The 21,139-nt window shown below is 40.5% G+C and carries 18 protein-coding genes; all 18 read left to right on the top strand.

The genetic code is table 11. The features are described 5' to 3' along the window. Window positions 1-72 precede the first annotated feature (72 nt). The 18 genes from E2626_RS12230 (at window position 73) to sigG (ending at window position 21,026) form a co-directional block, all read left to right on the top strand. Window positions 73-975 (top strand): 2-dehydropantoate 2-reductase, encoded by a 903-nt coding sequence (locus E2626_RS12230; RefSeq protein WP_134382061.1) that lies wholly within the window; start codon window positions 73-75, stop codon window positions 973-975. Continuing rightward, a complete protein-coding gene (locus E2626_RS12225) occupies window positions 975-1,361 on the top strand; it encodes a DUF3397 domain-containing protein (protein WP_166786817.1) in 387 nt (128 codons plus the stop codon). The genes E2626_RS12230 and E2626_RS12225 overlap by 1 nt, the downstream gene beginning before the upstream one ends. Window positions 1,362-1,440: 79 nt before the next feature. Next, window positions 1,441-3,051, top strand: a complete 1,611-nt coding sequence (gene bshC, locus E2626_RS12220; protein ID WP_134382059.1) for a bacillithiol biosynthesis cysteine-adding enzyme BshC — start codon at window positions 1,441-1,443, stop codon at window positions 3,049-3,051. Window positions 3,052-3,420: 369 nt separating this feature from the next. Further along, window positions 3,421-3,852: a division/cell wall cluster transcriptional repressor MraZ gene (gene mraZ, locus E2626_RS12215; RefSeq protein ID WP_134382058.1), complete on the top strand. Its 432-nt coding sequence runs from the start codon at window positions 3,421-3,423 to the stop codon at window positions 3,850-3,852. Window positions 3,853-3,879: 27 nt separating this feature from the next. Continuing rightward, complete coding sequence (rsmH, locus tag E2626_RS12210) at window positions 3,880-4,815, top strand: 16S rRNA (cytosine(1402)-N(4))-methyltransferase RsmH (protein WP_134382057.1); 936 nt, start codon at window positions 3,880-3,882, stop codon at window positions 4,813-4,815. A gap of 21 nt (window positions 4,816-4,836) precedes the next feature. Beyond that, window positions 4,837-5,190, top strand: coding sequence for a cell division protein FtsL (gene ftsL / locus E2626_RS12205; RefSeq protein ID WP_134382056.1), 354 nt, complete (start codon window positions 4,837-4,839; stop codon window positions 5,188-5,190). Further along, the gene (locus E2626_RS12200) at window positions 5,187-7,379 is read left to right on the top strand and encodes a penicillin-binding transpeptidase domain-containing protein (RefSeq protein WP_134382055.1); all 2,193 of its coding nucleotides are present in this window, start codon (window positions 5,187-5,189) and stop codon (window positions 7,377-7,379) included. Before ftsL ends, E2626_RS12200 begins: the two co-directional genes overlap by 4 nt. 152 nt (window positions 7,380-7,531) lie before the next feature. Then, window positions 7,532-9,412 (top strand): stage V sporulation protein D, encoded by a 1,881-nt coding sequence (locus tag E2626_RS12195; protein ID WP_134382196.1) that lies wholly within the window; start codon window positions 7,532-7,534, stop codon window positions 9,410-9,412. A 59-nt stretch (window positions 9,413-9,471) separates the two neighbouring features. Next, a complete protein-coding gene (locus tag E2626_RS12190) occupies window positions 9,472-10,950 on the top strand; it encodes a UDP-N-acetylmuramoyl-L-alanyl-D-glutamate--2,6-diaminopimelate ligase (RefSeq protein WP_134382054.1) in 1,479 nt (492 codons plus the stop codon). A 213-nt stretch (window positions 10,951-11,163) separates the two neighbouring features. Further along, window positions 11,164-12,138 carry a phospho-N-acetylmuramoyl-pentapeptide-transferase gene (gene mraY, locus E2626_RS12185; RefSeq protein ID WP_134382053.1) on the top strand — a complete coding sequence of 325 codons (975 nt, stop codon included), beginning with the start codon at window positions 11,164-11,166 and terminating at the stop codon, window positions 12,136-12,138. After that, a complete protein-coding gene (gene murD, locus E2626_RS12180; protein ID WP_134382052.1) occupies window positions 12,138-13,490 on the top strand; it encodes a UDP-N-acetylmuramoyl-L-alanine--D-glutamate ligase in 1,353 nt (450 codons plus the stop codon). Before mraY ends, murD begins: the two co-directional genes overlap by 1 nt. 22 nt (window positions 13,491-13,512) lie before the next feature. Continuing rightward, the gene (ftsW, locus tag E2626_RS12175; protein WP_134382051.1) at window positions 13,513-14,586 is read left to right on the top strand and encodes a putative lipid II flippase FtsW; all 1,074 of its coding nucleotides are present in this window, start codon (window positions 13,513-13,515) and stop codon (window positions 14,584-14,586) included. 126 nt (window positions 14,587-14,712) lie between these two features. Continuing rightward, window positions 14,713-15,573, top strand: coding sequence for a cell division protein FtsQ/DivIB (locus tag E2626_RS12170; RefSeq protein WP_134382050.1), 861 nt, complete (start codon window positions 14,713-14,715; stop codon window positions 15,571-15,573). A gap of 354 nt (window positions 15,574-15,927) precedes the next feature. Next, the gene (gene ftsA / locus E2626_RS12165) at window positions 15,928-17,220 is read left to right on the top strand and encodes a cell division protein FtsA (RefSeq protein WP_134382049.1); all 1,293 of its coding nucleotides are present in this window, start codon (window positions 15,928-15,930) and stop codon (window positions 17,218-17,220) included. A gap of 38 nt (window positions 17,221-17,258) precedes the next feature. After that, window positions 17,259-18,437: a cell division protein FtsZ gene (ftsZ, locus tag E2626_RS12160; RefSeq protein ID WP_134382048.1), complete on the top strand. Its 1,179-nt coding sequence runs from the start codon at window positions 17,259-17,261 to the stop codon at window positions 18,435-18,437. A gap of 155 nt (window positions 18,438-18,592) precedes the next feature. Next, window positions 18,593-19,426, top strand: a complete 834-nt coding sequence (locus E2626_RS12155) for a sigma-E processing peptidase SpoIIGA (RefSeq protein ID WP_134382047.1) — start codon at window positions 18,593-18,595, stop codon at window positions 19,424-19,426. A 13-nt stretch (window positions 19,427-19,439) separates the two neighbouring features. Beyond that, the gene (gene sigE / locus E2626_RS12150) at window positions 19,440-20,159 is read left to right on the top strand and encodes an RNA polymerase sporulation sigma factor SigE (protein ID WP_134382046.1); all 720 of its coding nucleotides are present in this window, start codon (window positions 19,440-19,442) and stop codon (window positions 20,157-20,159) included. A 93-nt stretch (window positions 20,160-20,252) separates the two neighbouring features. Next, window positions 20,253-21,026 carry an RNA polymerase sporulation sigma factor SigG gene (sigG, locus tag E2626_RS12145; RefSeq protein ID WP_134382045.1) on the top strand — a complete coding sequence of 258 codons (774 nt, stop codon included), beginning with the start codon at window positions 20,253-20,255 and terminating at the stop codon, window positions 21,024-21,026. Window positions 21,027-21,139: the final 113 nt, after the last annotated feature.

Raw genomic sequence — 21,139 nt, 5'->3', positions numbered from 1 at the left:
AGCTTCTGGCGGTATTTTTCTGAAAAATGATGCTTTTCCATCTCTTAATTTTGATAAACTAGATGAAAAGGGGTGATCAGCATACATATACATATCATTGGTGCAGGGTCAATCGGCCTTCTCTTTGCACATCAACTTAAGCAATGCGGCCATCACATACATATATGTACAAGAACTGAGCAGCAGTCAGACCAGATTAACCTCCATGGAGTTTCAGCTTCAGGAGGTTCAAACCAGCCGGTTACAGCATCTGTATTGGGACGTGAAGCATTTACACGGACCGATGCAGTAATCATTGCTGTAAAACAATATCATTTAGCGGGGATTATTCCTGACCTTCAGCGAATACCAGCAGACGTACCATTAATATTTCTGCAAAACGGGATGGCACACGTGCAGCTTTTCCCGGATTTGAATCACAATCATATTTTTGTCAGCACAGTTGAACACGGTGTAAAAAAACTGACATCACATTCATTTCAGCATAATGGAATTGGCTGGTGGAGAATCGCAAAATTCCGGGGAAATGATGATCTAGTCCTTGAAATAATAAATTGTAATCAATCAAATTTCCCGATTGCATTCGACCAGGATTATGAAAGTTTACTAACAATAAAATTAATTAAAAATCTGATGATTAACCCTCTTACAGCTATCTTTATGGTGAAAAATGGTTCTTTAGCCGAAAATCAATACTTCAAAGATATGATGAAAACACTTTACGGTGAACTGTCCACCCTATTTCCGGCGGCAGCTGAAAAGTGCAGTTTTGAAGATATCCTGGATCTTTGCAGAAGAACCGCAGAAAACGAATCATCTATGCTGTCAGATATTAATGCCGGGCGCAAAACAGAAATTGAGTCTATGACTGGATATGCATTGAAAGTTGCTGAAGAAAAAAATTACTTACCTGTCATTCTGCCATTTCTGGAGAAAGGTATTCTTGCAATCGAAACAGGGAGGGAAACAGACTAGTGGAGGCTGCAGCTATATTCATCAGTGTACTGTTATATGCCCCGTATCTGATTTATCTGATTGTATTTATAGCAATAAAAAAGCTGTCATCCAGACACAGGTTAGCAGTCTCATCAGGGATTAATATCACAACTCCATTTTTAATCGGGTCAGTTTATTTCCTCATCCTTTTTATTTGGGATATTTCGATGTTGTGGATGATCTCTTTGATTATCGCATCCATAGGGATTATGGCTGCATTTTACATTAGAAGTAAAAAAGATGATTTCACATTTGGTCACATTTTAAAAAGTACATGGAGACTGTCCTTTTTAATTTTTTTTATGATCCACTTCACATTGGTCATTGCGGGAACGGCACTCGCAGTTTATAAATCATTACTTTAACAAGCATTATTCTTTCGGCTTTCGAAAAGTAGATGGTATAATGACGATGGACTAATGTGGATTAAAGGAGTTTTTATCGATGCTCGTAAAACAATTGGATCTTCCGGCTATACAGCCATTTGCTTCGGCATATATAAACGAATCTTCTATTGCAATGAAACATTTTCATTATTCATATCAGCACGACTTTAATAAGAGGCTGGCTGATCTTGATCAGAGAACGTTTATGCGCAAAGAATTAGCAGCATGTATAGAAACGTATATGAATGAGTTGCCCATATCTGACGAGACCAAGGTTTCACTGTCAGCATTAAAAGAAGATGCAGTCGCAGTCGTTGGCGGTCAGCAGGCAGGATTATTAACCGGACCTCTTTATTCAATACATAAAGTTATTTCAATTATAAAGCTCGCTGAACAGCAGTCTAAAGATCTCGGCAGAAAAGTAATTCCTGTTTTCTGGATTGCCGGTGAAGATCATGACTTTCTGGAAATCAATCATGTGTATACTGAATCAGGTGGAAAGCTAAAAAAGAAGGGTTATCCTGAAAGAGTGTTAACTAAAAAGATGGCTTCAGATATTCAGTATACTCTTTCAGATATGCAATCCTGGATTGATGAGATTCTTGCTGAATTCGGCGAGACCTCTCATACAGCAAAATTGCGCAAAACACTGTATCGGGCTGCATCAGAAAATCAAAATATATCAAAAATGTTTGCCTGGCTTGTAATGGATCTGTTCAAGGATACAGGCCTTCTCGTACTGGATGCAGCAGACCCTGAACTCAGAAAGATTGAATCATCATTTTTCAAACAGCTGATTGAACAGCATGCAACATTGAATCAGGCTGTTTTATCACAGCAGGAAGTATTAAAAAATGATGGTTTTACTCCAATGATCGAATTAGAAGATGATGCGTCAAACTTATTTATAAGAGTTGATGGGGAACGGCAATTGTTATTTAACAGAAACGGTGAGTTTTATGATAAATCCGGCAGAACATATTCATTGGAAGAATTAATGGCAGCTGCAGAGAGTACGCCTGAAAATCTGAGTAATAATGTTGTGACCAGACCGTTAATGCAGGAGTGGCTCATCCCGACACTTGCATTTATCGGCGGACCTGGTGAGATTGCTTATTGGGCGGAATTAAAAACCGGTTTTGAGAAAGCAGGTTTTCAGATGCCACCCGTCGTACCACGCCTTACATTTACAATTGTTGAAAGAAATATTGAACAGGATGCAAAAGAGTTGGATCTATCTGTTAATGAAGTGATCAGCAGAGGCGTTGAAAATGAGAAGACTCATTTCTGGGAAGAAGTTAAAGATCAATCATTGTGTACCTTAATAGAAGAAACAGAAGAACAGTTAATTGAACAATACCATCAAATTAAACACCTGACTTCTGAATATGACCCTAACTTTAATCAGGTGGTGGAAAAAAACCTGAATTTTCATATGAAGCAGCTCTCTTATCTTCAACTGAAATCAGATGAGGCAATCAAGTTAAAGCACGACAATATATTGAGAAAATACGACCGTGTAGCAAATGCCCTCAGACCTTCAGGTGGTCCACAGGAAAGAATCTGGAATATTTACTACTATATTAACCGTTACGGTGATTCTTTTCTTGACGATTTAGTGAAGTCAGAAGTTGAATTTAATCACAAGCACAATATTATATATGTGTAATACCGAGGAGCTGCCAGACAATAACCTGGCAGCTTTTTTATTTTGAAAAATATTTCTCGCTTTAAGTGCGCTTTCGTTTTTGAACAGCTGATGTTTGTGGTTAGAGAACCTAACCCCAGCGTAATGTCGCCGCGACCGCCCGAAGCGGAAATCAGCAGCAATGGAATAAAGACATAATAATATCTTATTTGAGCATCTATTGAAGCCTTTTAAATTATGATCAGTGGACAATGTAATCAAATATATAAATGTTTTTAGAAAATTCATTCACATTTCATTTTTTAATATTACAGTTGTGTTAGAATATGAGAAACGAGTGGTACAAAGTGGGGGACTGTGGTACATTTATTTTGAGAGGTGGGAAGCCTAATGTTCATGGGGGAGTATCAGCATTCAATCGATACGAAAGGGAGAATCATTGTCCCTGCAAAGTACCGTGAACATGTGAAAGATCTTTTTGTCATTACAAGAGGTCTTGACCAGTGTTTATTTGGTTATCCTATGGATGAATGGCGACGCCTCGAAGAAAAAGTACGTTCACTTCCTGTTACTAAGAAAGACGCCAGAGCGTTTGCGAGATTCTTCTTCTCAGGTGCAGTTGAATGTGAAATTGACAAGCAGGGAAGAATTAATCTTCCGAAAAATTTAATCGACTACGCTAAAATTGATAAAGAATGCATGATCATTGGCGTATCTTCAAGAATTGAGATCTGGGATAAAGCAGTGTGGAATGATTACTTATCTGAATCAGAAGAATCATTCGCGGAAATTGCAGAAAATCTGATTGATTTTGACTTATAGAATTCAGAATGTGTTGAGGTGGCAAGGATGTTTGATCATACTACTGTCCTTCTTAAAGAAACAGTTGATGGACTAAATATAAAAACAGATGGAATTTATGTGGACTGTACACTTGGTGGTGCAGGTCACAGTGAATACTTATTATCCCAGTTATCCAGCAAAGGACATCTTTATTGCTTTGACCAGGATGAAACCGCAATTGAACATGCGAAAGAAAAATTGAAGTCATATGAAGGACAAGTTACTTTTATTCAGTCGAACTTCAGACATTTAAAAAGTGAGTTAAATGAACGGGGCGTTGAGAAGGTAGACGGAATTCTTTATGACCTGGGTGTCTCATCGCCACAGCTGGATACACCTGAAAGGGGATTCAGCTACCACCACGATGCGCCACTGGATATGAGAATGGATCAGTCTTCTTCACTAACTGCAAAAGAAGTGGTAAATCAATGGTCATATTCTGATTTGTTAAGAATTTTTTTCCGTTATGGGGAAGAAAAGTTTTCGAAGCAGATTGCCCGAAAGATAGAGGCGGCACGCGAACAGAGAACAATTGAAACCACTGCTGAACTGGTTGAACTAATTAAAGACGGAATCCCGGCACCAGCCAGAAGAAAAGGTGGACATCCGGCTAAAAGAATTTTTCAGGCGATTAGAATTGCTGTGAACGATGAGCTTGGTGTAATTGAGGAGTCTTTGGAACAGGCAATGGAAATGCTGAATCCCGGGGGAAGGATCAGCGTCATTACGTTCCATTCTTTAGAGGACAGAATATGCAAAACAATGTTTAAAGAAGCATCTAAAGGTCCGGAATTGCCTCATGGTCTGCCGGTTATACCTGAAGGCTACGAGCCTGAAATGAAACTAATTACAAGAAAACCGATTACAGCAAGCGAAGAAGAACTTGAACACAACAATCGGTCGAGATCAGCAAAGCTCAGAATTATAGAAAAAAACAGATAAAATTGAAATGGGGGAAATAGAATGATGAACACTGCAAAGAAGGTCGAGCAAAACCCTTCGGTTCAGGTTACACAGAAGAAAGTACTTAAAAAAAGATCTTCTCCGTTTACACTTGGGGAAAAAGTAATCGCTGCTGTATTTGCTGCATTTGTATGCTTTGCAAGTCTTCATATCATTACCGCTCAGGCGGAGATTTACAGTACCAATAAAGATATTCAGCAGCTGGAATCAGATGTGCTGGCCCAGGAAAATGTAAATAATGATCTGACGATTCAAGTTAGCCAAATGAGTACATATGAGCGTGTCTGGGAGAAAGCGAAAGAACTTGGACTCACACTGAATGATTCAAATGTTAAGGTTGTGCAGCAGCCATGAGAAAGTTGAAAAAGAATTGGGGAGCCTACCTGTTATTTATGGTATTTGGTGCTCTCTTTTTTTTATTGATAACAAGATTTTTGACATTACAGATTACCGGAGAAGCTGAAGGAAGAGACCTGGCGGCTCAGGCCCAGGCTCAGTATGCAAGAAGTCAGATTCTCGAAGCTGAAAGGGGTAAGATCCTTGACCGCAACGGTGAAGTGATTGCTGAAGATACCCAGACGTATAAAATTGTTGCAGTTTTAGATGAAAACCTGACTACAAACGAAGAAAATCCGAGGCACGTTATTGATCCTCAAACAACAGCTTCAACACTTTCAGAGTATCTGGATTTAAGCGAAGCTGAAATTATGGAGATTTTAACACAGGAACGTAAACAGGTTGAATTCGGGACTGAGGGAAAAGACATTCCGCTTGAAATCAAGCAGCAGATTGAAGATGCAGAACTGCCTGGCATCTTTTTCCTCCAGGATTTAAAACGGTTCTATCCGAATGGAATTTTTTCATCCCACCTGATCGGCTATGCACAGCCTGAAACGACAGAAGATGGAATGGTTAAAACGGTTGGGCAAATGGGTGTAGAGAAAAATCTGAATGAATATCTTGAAGGAAAAAATGGTGAGCTTTCTTTTGAGACTGATGCACGCGGTTATTTGCTGCCAGGTGGTGAAGAAGCTCTTACTAAGGCAAAAGATGGTCATGATGTATATTTGACGCTTGATAAAAAAATTCAAACTTTTCTCGAAGACGCAATGAGCCAGGTTTCAGATGAGTACAATCCTGGAAATATGTTCGGCATTGTAGCCGATGCAAAAACAGGTGAAATTCTTGCCATGAGTCAGCGGCCTACATTTGATCCTGACACAAGGGTTGGTTTAAGTGAAAATTGGTACAACCAGATTGTTGAAAGTACTTTTGAACCCGGTTCCACCTTTAAAACGTTCTCACTTGCAGCAGCCGTTGAAGAAGGTGTTTTTAATCCAAATGCAACTTATCAATCGGGTTCATACGATGTACTCGGACAAAAAATTAACGACCATAATGTAAGCGGCTGGGGAACGATCAGCTATTTAGAAGGTGTTCAGCGTTCTTCAAATACCGCTTTTGCAAAACTACTGGAGCAAATGGGTGATGATGTCTATCGAAATTATCTGGATGATTTCGGATTTGGTCAAATGACGGATATAGACCTTCCGAATGAAGCACCTGGAAATATCCTTTATAACTATCCGATTGAAAAAGTAACAACAATTTTCGGGCAGGGCACTACTGTTACACCTCTGCAGATGATTCAGGCGGAAACCGCGATTGCAGGTGATGGAAAGATGAAAAAACCGTTTGTCTTATCAAAAGTGGTAGATCCGGAAACCGGAGATGCAGTGTACGAAGGTGAACCGGAAGTGAGTGGTCAGCCGATCTCAGCAGATACTGCGTCAAAAGTAAGGGAGTATCTTGCATCAACAGTAACAAGTGAGGTTGGTACCGGGCAACCGTTCAATATTCCTGGCTATGAGGTTGCGGGGAAATCCGGTACAGCACAGATTCCTGACTCTCAGACGGGCAGATATATGACAGGAAGAAGTAACTACCTGTTCTCATTCATCGGAATGGCGCCGGCAGATGATCCTGAATTAATCGTCTATATTGGAGTGCAACAGCCTGATCTCCCTGCAGACGAAATCAGTTCAATTCCTGTATCAAAAGTTTTTAATCCTGTTATGTTAAATAGCTTAAAATACCGTAATATCCAGCCTGCAGAAGCACCTGTAAAAGAAAATGTGACAGTTGAAGATTACACTGGACAAGATCCTCAGTCTGTTAAAGAAAAATTAGAAGGTGAAGGACTTTCTGTTGAAGTAATGGGCAATGGTTCCAGCATTAACCATCAATCCAACATGCATGATGAATTGATGGCTGGAGAACGACTCATTTTAGTCACTGATGAGGAATTAACGATTCCTGATTTCACCGGGTGGTCATACAGAGATGTGGTGAAAGCTGCTGCAACGGCAGACCTCGAGCTTAATGCAACCGGCACCGGGTTTGCAACACAGCAGAACCTGACAGCTAATACGGCAATTGATCAAAGTCAGCCTCTAACAGTGAAGTTTGAAACGCCTGAAGAGACGAGGACAAGATTAAGTCAGCCGCAGGGTGAAGATGAAGATGAACTTCCGCAGGGCTAAGCTGTTTTCCGGCAAAAGCCTTTTCTGACAAAAAGTCAGAAAAGGCTTTTTTGCATACGGAAAGAATCTCAACATACGATGTCAGTATAGATGCAAGAGACAGGAGGAGCGGAGTGCAGCATTTTTCGGAAAGGCTACTGAAAAAAAGGTTGATGGCTGTCTTTGTGTTGTTTCTTATTATTTTTACTGTCATCGTTGTCCGCCTGTTTTATGTACAGGTTTTTTCACACGAAGAGTTATATGAAAAAGCTGTTGAAAGCTGGACCAGAGAGTTACCTTTAGAACCCAAAAGAGGAGCAATATACGATCGGAATGGAGAGGCCATTGTATTAAATGAATCAGCACCGAGCCTATTCATCATTCCGAAGCAGGTAGAAGATCGTAAACGTACAGCGGGTCATTTAAGTGAAATACTGAAAATCTCAAAGAAAAGAGCAGAAGAATATGTAGGGAGAAATGGGTCAATTGAAAAATTGCATCCTGAAGGAAGAAAGCTTAGTTATGAGCAGGTAAGGGCGATTGAAGAGGCAGCACTGCCAGGGGTTTATATAGCAGATGATTATAAACGCTCCTATCCGAATGGGAGAATGCTGTCCCATGTTCTTGGTTTTATAGGTGTAGATAACAGAGGTCTGTCGGGACTTGAGCTTTTATATGATCAGCAGTTGTATGGTGTACAGGGTGCAGAAGGTCTATTTACAGATGCAAAGGGAAAAGAGATGGAGAAAGCAGGATCCTACCATAAAGATCCCGAGCATGGCACGGATCTGCATTTAACGATTGATTTAAATGTGCAAAATGTACTCGAGCGGGAATTAACGAATGCACAGGAGAAATATGAGGCCGATCAGATCTTAGCCATTGCGATGAATCCGAAAACTGGTGAAATTTTAGGGATGGCTTCGCGACCAGACTTCGATCCCGCGAATTATCAAAAGTTTTCTCCGGATATTTATAACAGGGTACTGCCAATTTGGAGAACGTATGAACCGGGTTCGACATTCAAGATCATTACACTTGCAGCAGCTTTGGAAGAAGGGCTTGTTGACCTTGAGAAAGAGCAGTTTTATGACAGTGGCCATGTTGAAGTAGCAGGCGTACACCTTCACTGCTGGCAAAGAGAGGGGCACGGAAGCCAGACATTCCTTGAGGTGGTACAGAATTCCTGTAACCCGGGATTTATTGAGCTGGGTAACAGACTGGGAAAAGACAGACTTTTATCTTACATTCATGACTTTGGATTTGGTCAAAAAACAGGGATTGATTTAACTGGGGAAGCGAGTGGGATCTTATTCAAGCCGGAAAATATGGGTCCGGTTGAACAGGCAACTACGGCTTTTGGTCAGGGGGTTTCGGTTACGCCAATCCAACAGGCAGCAGCTGTTTCAGCGGTCATAAATGGAGGCAACCTGATCGTGCCTACCATTACAAAAAAATGGACTGATCCAACAACAGGAAAAACGATTCAGGAAGTCCCTGTTAAAACAACGAGAAAAGTGATATCTGAGGAAGTTTCTGCAGAAATGAGAGAAGCTCTTGAGTCAGTAGTGGCTCAGGGTACAGGCAGAGGCGCATTTGTTGAAGGATATCGGGTAGGCGGCAAAACGGGAACGGCGCAGAAAGTAGAAAATGGACAATATCTGAAAGATAATTATATCGTTTCCTTTATCGGTTTCGCACCGAGTGATGACCCTGAATTACTTATTTATCTGGCGGTAGACCACCCTAAGAATACGATACAGTTTGGTGGGGTAGTTGCTGCACCTATTGTAGGAAACATCATTGAAGAGTCTTTAAATGTACTTGGTGTGGAAAGAAGAACAGAACAAATTGAAAAAGAAGTCAGATGGACGGATCCGCTGGAGATTGAGGTGCCGGATCTGAATGGAATGTCAAAAAAAGAATTATTGACAATGAACCTCCCGATTAAGCTTGATATTAAAGGCGAAGGAGAAAAAATTATCAGGCAGTCACCCGAGCCGGGAGCAGTAATATCAGAGGGAGAAACACTTCGAATATTTGTAGGTCAATAGCATTCTTTTGACCTATCAGTTAAAATAGAAATATAAGAAATGTTCGAGGAGTTGAATGTATGAGACTTTCAGAGCTGACAGGCTGCCTGCCATTTTATGTGATGAAAGGCCCTGAATCAGACCCTGAGATCGTGAAGGTTTGTCATCACCATCAGGATGTAGAACCGGGATCACTATTTACAGCTATTAAAGGTGAAAAGTCTGATGGCAGGTTTTATATAGAAAAAGCAATTGAAAAAGGTGCAGCAGCAGTTCTTTCTGACACTGAATATGACTTGTCTGTTCCCCTCATCATGGTCAAGCAGCCACGTCATGCTTTAGCGTATATCGCCAATCATTTTTATGATTATCCGAGCTTCGGCCTGAATGTGATCGGTGTAACAGGAACGAATGGTAAAACTACAGTTACACATATGGTTCACGGTGTACTTGAATCAGCTGGGATTAAAACAGGTATCATAGGTACTCTCTATATGAAACAGGGAGATCGCATTAAGAAATCTGAGAATACAACGCCTGATAGTTTGCTTCTTCAGCAGACACTTGCAGAATTCAGAGATGAAGGATCACGGGCTGCTGTTCTTGAAGCCTCTTCACACGGATTGTCACAAGGAAGAATGTACGGCTGTGATGTTGATATTGCGATTTTAACGAATTTAACACAGGATCACCTCGATTATCATGAAACAATGGAACATTATAAGTGTGCGAAAACACTTTTATTTTCACAACTGGGTCACACGCATGTAAAAAACGCTCCCAAGTTTGCCGTGTTGAATCATGACGACCCTTTTTCGAAAGAGGTAGCAACAGCAACATCTGCCCATATCATTACTTATGGAATCACCAGTGAAGCAGATGTTTATGCAAAAAACATTCATTCATACAGTGAAACGACTTCATTTACGATCTGTACCCCTTCTGGAGAAACAGATGTTGAATTAAGGTTTGCAGGAATGTTTAATGTCTATAATGCACTAGCGGCTGCGGCAGTTGGATTTGTAAAAAGAATTCCGACTGGAGTGATTGCCAAAGGATTAGAAAGTGTATCGGGGGTACCGGGCCGTTTTGAAATCGTTAAGCACAATGGGCCGTATACTGTCATCGTTGATTATGCACACACCCCTGACAGCTTAAAAAATATTTTGCAGGCGGCGGGCGAAATGAAGCCTAATAAATTGATCACAGTGATCGGCTGTGGAGGGGACAGAGATCGCGCCAAACGACCTATTATGGCTAAAATCGCATGTGAATTTGCTGATTATGCAGTATTCACTTCAGATAATCCAAGAAGTGAAGATCCCAAAAAAATTCTAAGAGACATGGAAAAAGGCGTCCAGGGTAACAGCTATATTTCACTTGTAGACCGTCGTGCAGCCATAAAATATGCACTAAAATCAGCAGAAGCAGGTGACATCATTATTATTGCCGGAAAGGGACACGAGAAATATCAGCTAATAAATAAAGAGAAAATCCCTTTTGATGATAAGTCTGTTGCTGAAAGTATATTAAACGAAATGTTGATTGAAGACGTTTAATTAATAGCATCAGTTATTTAGCACAGCGTAAAATCGTTGTGCTTTTTAATATGTCTTACTGATGTAAAACAAACATAAAAGGACTTTTGTATCGAAATTAAAATGTCAAAAAATTTACCGTTGTAACCATCATGATTATGGTAAAATGGGAGATTGTCAGCATACAACGTAAAAAGTAAAATAAAATGGACCGATTTGTTAGGAGGAAGCAAGATGTCAGTATGGGCTGTAATATGGGCGGCAATATTTGGATTTGGAATTTCGGCAGCGACAGCTCCGGTATTTATTCCTTATCTAAGAAGATTAAAATTTGGACAAAGTATCAGGGAAGAGGGTCCTGAATCACACCAGAAAAAATCGGGAACACCTACAATGGGCGGACTGATTATTATCAGTGCAATTACACTCGCGACAATCATAGTCAGTGCGATTTACGCTGTTCTTTCTGTTACAACATTATTATTATTAATGGTTATGATTACATTTGGGGTGCTTGGCTTCTTAGATGATTTCATCAAAGTAGCTAAAAAAAGAAATCTTGGCCTGACCTCTAAGCAAAAGCTTTTGGGGCAAATTGTGATCGCAATTATTTTTTATATTATTTTCAGTGCAAATGACTTTTCATCTATTATTTCCATTCCGTTCACATCATTTGAACTGAATCTTGGAATTTTATATGTTGCATTCGTTATTTTCTGGTTAGTTGGTTTTTCAAATGCTGTTAACCTGACTGATGGTCTGGATGGTCTTGTGTCCGGAACAGCCGTGATCGCATTTGGTGCATTTGCATTGATTGCATGGCAGCAGGATCAGCTTGCTCTGGCGATATTTTGTATGGCTGCAGTAGGCGCACTGCTTGGATTTCTATTATTTAATGCGCACCCTGCTAAAGTTTTTATGGGAGATACAGGTTCACTGGCACTCGGTGGTGCGATTGGTACAGTTTCCCTTCTGGCCAAGCAGGAAGTATTGCTATTATTAATTGGGATCGTTTTTGTATTAGAAACATTATCTGTCATGATACAGGTTACTTCTTTTAAAACTACAGGAAAAAGAGTGTTCAAAATGAGCCCGCTTCATCACCACTTCGAACTGACTGGCTGGTCAGAATGGAAAGTGGTCACTGTTTTCTGGACAGTCGGTCTTACAGCGGGTGTTCTGGGCGTTCTGATGGGAGTGTTTGGTTAATGATTGATTACAAAGGTTATCAAAATAAAAAAATTCTGGTGGTCGGACTAGCCAAAAGCGGAGTAGCTGCTTCTTTGCTTCTTCATAAGCTTGGGGCATTTGTTACAGTGAATGACTGGAAGCCGCTGTCAGAAAACAAAGATGCGCAACAGCTGCTGGATCAGGGTATCAAAGTGATCTGCGGGAGTCATCCTGTAGAACTTCTTGATGAAGGGTTTGAACTCATCGTTAAGAACCCAGGTATTCCTTACTCAAACCCGCTTATCAAAGGTGCGATTGCAAAAGGAATGCCAGTCATTACAGAAGTGGAACTTGCATATCACATCAGTGAAGCTCAACTAATTGGCGTAACGGGTACAAATGGTAAGACTACAACAACTACACTCATTCATGAAATGATTACAAATGATGATAAAAAGTCTTATGTAGCAGGGAATATTGGAACTGTTGCATGTGAGGTTGCTCAAATTGCGAACAAAGGAGAGGCGATGGTCATTGAATTATCGTCCTTTCAGCTGATGGGAATACGTCAATTTGCACCATCTATTTCAATCATTACGAACATCTATGATGCCCACCTTGACTATCATTCTTCTAAACAGGAATACGTGGAAGCGAAAGCTGCAATCACAAAAAACCAGAGTGAAGAAGATATGTTAATAGTAAATGCAGACCAGGAAGAATTAATGTCTGCAGTAGAAAACACAAGAGCAACAGTTATTCCGTTTTCAACCAAAAAAGTACTCTCTGAAGGGATTTCTTCAGATGGTGAGCACATTGTGATGAATGGTGAATCTGTGATTGCACTTAGAGATATCGTTCTTCCAGGAAGACACAACCTTGAAAACATCATGGCTGCAATCGGTGCAGCTAAAACATATGGTGTTTCTAATGAAAGTATCAGAAAAGTCCTCGGAGAATTTTCAGGTGTTAAACACCGTACACAATTTGTTAGAGAGTTGAACGATATTAAGTTTTATAATGATTCAAAAGCAACAAATGTACTTGCAACTCAAAGTGCACTTGAAGCATTTAAAGTACCTACAGTGCTTTTATGCGGCGGTCTGGATCGCGGTAACAGTTTTGATGAATTGGCATCATCAATGTCCAATGTGAAATCAGCAATTGTTTTTGGTGAAACTGCAGACAAAATGTCTGAAACTGCAAAAAGTGCAGGTGTGGAAAATATAATTAAAGTAAAAGATGTTGAAGAAGCTGTTGCTGCAGCTTCAGAAGTTGCAATTAGTGGTGATGTCGTCTTATTGTCACCTGCATGTGCAAGCTGGGATCAGTATCCAACATTTGAAGTGCGTGGAGACATATTTATTGATGCGGTGAATAAGCTGAAGTAAATAAGTTGAAGGGACGAATGTAATGGATCGTCTGCTGTTTTCTTTCGTACTGATCTGTTCAATATTTGGTGTTGTTTTAATTGACAGCGCAAGCAGTGTGTGGGCATTTGACCGTTTTGGTGATGCCCATTTTTTTTCGAAAAGACAAGCAGTATATTTAGCAGCAGGATTAGTCGCCATGATGATTATTTCGAAACTGGATTATCTATTCTGGTACAGACACGCAAAATTAATTTACATATTTTCAGCTTTATTATTAGTGCTTGTTTTAATTCCTGGTATTGGGTTAGAGCGCAATGGATCTCAAAGCTGGATTGGTGTTGGACCTATTTCCATTCAGCCTGCTGAGTTGGCTAAAGCAGGCGTATTAATGATGACGGCTGCATTAATCAGCAGGTCCACGAGAAAATTAACAATGAAGAAAATGATTTTGTTAATGTCAGTTGTGCTGATGCCTTTTGGGATCGTCATGCTCCAGCCAGACCTTGGTACAGGTACAGTTTTAGCAGGAAGCGGTCTATCGCTGCTTTTTTTAGCCGGCGTAAGCATTCGCTTTTTTCTATTTTTATTTGGTGCGGGCATCACAGGGTTTGCAGCACTGGTGATTGCTGCTCCATACAGAATGCAAAGAATTTACTCATTCATTGATCCCTGGCAGGACCCATTAGGCGCAGGTTTTCAAATCATTCAGTCCCTCTACGCAGCTGGACCGGGAGGGTTATTTGGGGCCGGATTTTTTGATAGCAGACAAAAACATTTTTATCTTCCTGAACCTCAGAACGATTTTATCTTTGCTATTGCTGCTGAAGAAATGGGGCTGGCAGGAAGTGTGATAATCGTATTGTTGTTTTCAAGTGTGATCTGGAGAGGAATATTAATCGCACTTGGAGCACCGGATGTCTTCAGTAAAATGCTTGCCGGTGGAATTGTGATCTCGCTTGGACTGCAGGCTGTAATCAACATATCTGTTGTGATTGGGCTGATTCCTGTTACAGGTATTACACTGCCTTTTTTCAGTTATGGCGGCTCATCTCTCATGGTAGTCCTGTGTATGTGCGGGATCTTACTGAATATTAGCCGGCATTCTAGAATTTAGGTATTTTACATTTTCATGACGATCAACAAGTTTCTGTATGTTATACGCATACAATAGTGTAGTATTAAGGTAGATTCAGAAAGACTAATGTTATTGCGGTTCAACCGCGTGACTGGAGTGAATTGAATGAAACGCAAGCCGGTTGTCTCACTTGAAGACAGAGTGCCGCAGTTAAGACAGCGCCGGCGTAAAAAAGCGAACAGGCGCTTAGTTGGAGTTGTTCTGCTATTCGTCTTCTTAATTATTATCGTGTTATATTTTCAATCTCCTTACAGTAAAGTGCAGAATATTCATATAACAGGAAACAGTGGGATCTCTGATGAGCAGGCTGTTCAGCTTAGCGGAATTTTAGCCGGAGACCCTTATTGGACTTTAAGCACGGATGATGCCGAAAAAAGACTCAAAGATAATAAGATGATCAGAGATGCAGAAGTAAAAAGGGATTTACCTTTAAATGTCGAAGTTACAATTGAAGAATTTGAAAAAGTGGCGCTTAGCAGAGAGGGACAGCTTTATAGAGCGGTCTACGAAAATGGCTTTGTGAGTGAACCCCAACCAGTGCAGGATATTGATTTTAGCGCTCCGGTATTGAATGGCTTCCAGCAGGGGGAGGCAGTGAATGATCTTGCTGCAGCTCTGTCGGATCTTCCTGGAAATGTGTTAAACGCCATTTCTGAAGTGCACTATTCTCCTTCCGAAGTTGATCCCAACAGAATCATATTATACATGAATGATGGATTTGAAGTTCATGCAGTAATACCTACACTTGCAGAAAAAATGACTCACTATCCTTCGATTGTAAGTCAGCTTGATCCAGAAGTTAAAGGTGTAATTGACCTGGAAGTAGGATCTTATTTCAGGGCTTATAATGCAGGAGAAGCGGCAAACGGGGAGACAGACGAAACGCTTGATGAGCAGATTGAAGAAGCTGCTGAGGGATTGCCTGATAACGATGTACCATCCATCGAGGAAAACTCAGGAGGATAAATTCTGTTAAAGTATTAATTTGTCAGTAAAATCGGTCATTTATTACTTTTCTGAGTATCTCAATTGGTGTAGACTATATCTATTGAGGTTTCATAGGTGAAACAGCAAGAATGCTATTCTTTTAAAAGTCTAGTGTTTATTGAAAATAAAATACGAATTCTTAAATGAAATGCTTTCATAATGTTCATTGTTGATTCTGCATCGTTTTATGGTTGGAGCGTAAAGCGGCGGCTCACTGCCGTCCGTAGGCGTTCACCTGAAACGGAAATCAGCAGTTAACTTTAAAAAAGCAAATGAAAAATAATTATTTAAAACTAAACATGTATGTTTACAGGTTTGAAGGAGGTGCCACACTTGAGCAATAACGAATATTATGTCAGTCTTGACATTGGATCATCATCTGTGAAAGTTGTTATTGCAGAACTGGTCCATGATTCAGTAAATATTATTGGAGTCGGAAATGTAGAATCTGAGGGAATCCGTAAAGGATCAATTGTTGATATTGATGAAACCGTGCAATCTATTCAGAAAGCAGTAGATCAGGCTGAACGGATGACGGGCCTTTCAATACATAATGTAATTGTCGGAATACCGGCTAATCATGTAGCTTTACAGCCATGCCATGGGGTAGTGGCAGTTTCTACAGAAGATAAAGAAATTCGTGATGAAGATATTGCACGCGTTTTGGATGCGGCACAGGTAATGCCTATGTCACCGGACAGAGAATTAATTAATGTAATACCACGACAGTTTATCGTGGATGGTTTGGATGAAATTAAGGATCCGCGTGGTATGATCGGTGTCCGGCTGGAGCTGGAAGGCACTGTAGTAACAGGGTCGAAAACAATGCTGCACAACATTTTACGCTGTGTAGAGAAAGCTGGACTTGAAGTTTCAGACATTTTTCTTCAGCCTCTTGCTGCAGGAACGATTGCTTTATCTAAAGATGAACAGGATCTTGGTACCGCAATCATTGATATTGGCGGGGGTTCTACCAGCATCGCGGTGTTTGAACATGGTCATCTGATAGCGGCATCGACTGTTCCGGCAGGTGGAGAGCATATTACGAAAGATCTTTCAATCGGCCTCCGCACGACAACGGATGACGCTGAAAAAATCAAGCGCAAACATGGTCATGCATTTTATGATTACGCTTCAGAAGATGAAGTGTTCAGTGTGCCGATCATCGGCAGTGACCAGCATCAGCAATTTAACCAGCTGGAAATCTCTGATATCATTGAAGTAAGAATGGAAGAGATGTTTGAATTAGTACTGAACGAATTAAAAAGACTGAACATCCATGATTTACCTGGAGGATTCGTCCTTACTGGTGGATCAGCTGCTATACCGGGAGTATTAGAACTTGGACAGGCAGTGCTTCAAAATCAGGTTCGGGTAGCAGTGCCGGATTATATTGGTGTAAGAGAGCCTCAATACACAACAGCAGTCGGATTAATTAAATATGCATATAAACATGCGAAGCTGCAGGGTCATGCAGATAAGCAGCCTTCTGCCTCAGAGTTTGAAAACAATGAGTATGCACCGAAAAAAACCAGAAATACTGAATCGGGCTCAAAGCAGCAGAAACCAAAGCAGAAAAATGAAGAGGGAAGATTTAAAAAACTATTTGGATACTTCTTTGAATAGGAGTTCTGGAAAGTAATTTGAATTTAGGAGGATTTGCGATGTTAGATTTCGATACGAATGTTGATTCCCTGGCAACGATAAAAGTCATCGGTGTAGGCGGCGGCGGTAACAACGCTGTTAACCGAATGATCGAGCACGGCGTTCAGGGAGTAGAATTTATAGCAGTTAACACAGATGCCCAGGCACTTAATCTTTCTAAAGCGGAAATTAAGATGCAAATCGGCGGTAAGCTTACACGCGGACTTGGAGCGGGTGCAAATCCTGAAGTAGGTAAAAAAGCAGCTGAAGAGAGCCGCGAGCAAATTGAAGAAGCAATCAAAGGTGCGGACATGGTATTCGTAACAGCTGGTATGGGCGGCGGTACCGGAACGGGTGCTGCACCGGTTATTGCTCAAATTGCGAGAGAACTTGGCAGCCTGACTGTCGGAGTAGTAACTCGTCCGTTTACTTTTGAAGGACGCAAACGTGCAACTCAGGCCGCAGGCGGTATCAGTTCAATGAAAGAAGCGGTTGATACACTGATTGTCATTCCAAATGACAGACTGCTTGAAATCGTTGATAAGAGTACACCTATGCTTGAGGCATTCCGTGAAGCTGATAATGTACTTCGTCAGGGTGTTCAGGGTATTTCAGATTTAATTGCAGTTCCCGGTCTCATTAACCTCGACTTTGCAGATGTGAAAACAATCATGTCTAATAAAGGTTCTGCTTTAATGGGTATTGGTGTTGCATCTGGAGAAAATCGTGCGTCAGAAGCAGCTAAAAAAGCCATTTCAAGCCCATTGCTTGAGACATCTATTGATGGGGCGCAGGGTGTGCTAATGAATATCACCGGCGGTACGAACTTAAGCTTATATGAAGTTCAGGAAGCAGCTGACATTGTTGCAAGTGCTTCAGATCAGGAAGTAAACATGATCTTTGGGTCTGTTATTGATGAGGATCTGAAGGATGAAATTCTTGTAACTGTTATTGCGACAGGATTTAACGAAACACCAAACCAGGCTAAACCGACTCGCCCGCAAATGGGTGGTCAGGTAAGACAACAGCCTCAACCCCCTAAGCGTGAAAGAGAAAGGGATAGAGAGCCTGTAAGAGAACAGCACCATCAGCGTGAGGAAGCTCCTCAGGCAGAACAGCAAACCCGTAATCAGCAGCCTGTAGAAGATACACTTGATATTCCAACATTTCTTCGTAATCGTAACAGACGAAGAGGATAATCTAATATTTTTAGAAAGTTCGGCGTTTTTACGCCGGGCTTTTTTTTGTGGGTTAGTGGCGTAATTTATCCAACGAATTATTTAATTTTATTGATGAACTGACAAGTTTCGTTCGTAGTTGTTTGTAGAATGTGGTTATCAGGAGGGCAGGATCAATGACATTGTATATCGAGTATTTACTTTTGGTAAATATTTGTGGAGGGCTGCTTTTGTTATTTGCGGCGAACAAGTGTCTAAGAACGGGAATAAAGGTTCGGTCCGCATGTACCATACTACTTTTGCACACTGCCATGGAATGGATTGTTTTTTCATATTACCCACAAGTTTCAGGTTTGCTTTCAGCAGTTTCCATTTTGGTCATCAGTAAATATGCTGTAAAAGGTCAAGCTGTTTCGCATGTTGCACTTATTATTTTAATCGTTTTTTCTTCAGGATCATTGACTACTTTTACAAATAATTTACTGAATATTCAGTCATATTATTATCATTTCATCATGCTGTTGCTCATTTTAGTGGGGCATTCCTTAGTGACTCAAAGAATATCTCAAGGGCTCACCTATTCTTCTGTACAAGCATCTTTCGTTTGTGAAGTGAAACTGACACAAAAGAACAAGCATTGGACAGGAAGGGGATATTTGGATTCTGGAAATGCCCTCTCAACTCCCTTTAATGGGAAGCCGGTTATGTTTGCTGATTCATCTGTTGCAGCGCATCTTTTACCTGAAGAAATGGTTTATTATCTCAATGGTCAAGCAGAATGTCCTCATGAATGGAAACAAAAAATTTCTTTCATTCCATCAAAGTCGATTCATAAGGAATGTGAAATCCTGATCAGTGTTGAATGTGACAGTGTGGAGGTACTTTCAGGTGGAAATAAATTTGTTTTTGAAAAAATGCCTGTGGTTTTCAGCAAGGAAAATTATTATGTGGAGCAATCATGTCATTGTCTTCTGAGTCCATTACAAATGCTTCACTGCTATCAAAAATAAGGGGTGCTGTGAAATGAATTTACTGGATGCAAAAAAGAAAGTTCAATTATGGCTCGTTCAGGTTACCGGAAAGATAAAGGTAAAAGAAATTCATTACATTGGAGGTAGTGAAGCACTCCCGTCTCCACTCGAAAGACCTGAAGAAGCCAAGGTGCTGGCAAGACTGGCAAAAGGTGATGAACAGGCAAGGTCGCTACTGATAGAAAGAAACTTAAGATTGGTTGTCTACATCTCGAGAAAATTTGAGAATACAGGTATTAATCTTGAAGATTTAATTAGTATCGGCACAATAGGATTAATCAAAGCAATTAACACTTTTAATATTGAAAAAAACATCAAACTTGCGACATACGCATCAAGGTGTATTGAGAATGAAATTCTGATGTATTTGAGAAGAACAAGTAAATTAAGATCTGAAGTATCATTTGATGAACCACTGAATACTGACTGGGACGGAAATGAACTGTTGTTATCCGATGTCTTAGGAACGGAAAACGATCTGATCGTAAAGGGTATTGAAGAGAAAATGGACAGAGTACTACTTTATCAGGCTTTAAATATTTTGGATGAGAAAGAATCATTTATTATTGAATCCCGTTTTGGGCTGAATGGCAGGAAGGAGCATACGCAAAAAGATGTAGCAGATATGATGGGCATTTCCCAGTCCTACATATCCAGACTTGAAAAAAGAATCATTAAGCGGCTGCAGCGGGAAGTAGCAAAATTAGTGTAGCATCCATTCTTTTCCTATGGTGAATACCCGCATATTTTTTTTCTGCAGGGACATACTGAACGAGAACAATTACTCCCGACTGGAGGAAATCTCATGTCCCGGAAAGTTGAAATATGTGGTGTTGATACTTCTTCACTCCCAATATATAAAAATGAAGAAATGAGACAGTATTTTTCTGCTTTACAAAATGGCGATAGCGAAGCCAGGGAAAAGCTGGTTTACGGAAACTTAAGACTGGTACTAAGTGTTATTCAACGTTTCAGCCACCGGAGTGAAAATCCGGATGACTTATTTCAGGTAGGCTGTATTGGCCTGTTAAAATCAATTGACAACTTTGACCTTGGTCAAAATGTCCGTTTTTCAACTTATGCAGTACCTATGATCATAGGAGAGATCAGAAGACATCTCAGAGATAATAATCCAATCCGTGTTTCAAGGTCTCTTCGTGATATCGCCTATAAATCATTAAAAGCAAAAGAGGAATTAATCACAGAAACTTCAAAAGAACCTACATTGCGCGAAATTGCCGAGCGGACCGAAATTCCAGAAGAGGATATTGTATTTGCACTTGATGCGATTCAGGAACCTGTTTCACTATTCGAGCCTGTCTATCAGGACGGCGGAGATCCGGTGTATGTGATGGACCAGGTGAAAGACACACGCGTCAGTGATGAACGTTGGATAGAGGAATTATCAATTAGAGAAGGAATGCTCGATTTAGAAGATAGGGAGCGGCTCATCTTAAAAAACAGGTTCTTCAATGGTAAAACCCAAATGGAAGTAGCTGAAGAGATCGGAATATCCCAGGCACAGGTTTCAAGGCTTGAAAAAGGTGCCATCAAACAAATGAATAAGTATTTTTCATGAGAGAAGAATGAGCAGTTCTTCTCTTTTTTTGGTGTGCCCGGCATGGGTAATAACTTGACGGTGAAAGTCCGCTACAGGCTTGGCAGTAGGAACTGTTAGCTAACGGCAAGGGT

Origin of the sequence: Jeotgalibacillus salarius (assembly GCF_004405125.1) — a bacterium.
Lineage (GTDB): Bacteria > Bacillota > Bacilli > Bacillales > Jeotgalibacillaceae > Jeotgalibacillus > Jeotgalibacillus salarius.
This window is presented reverse-complemented; position numbering and strand designations above follow the sequence as displayed.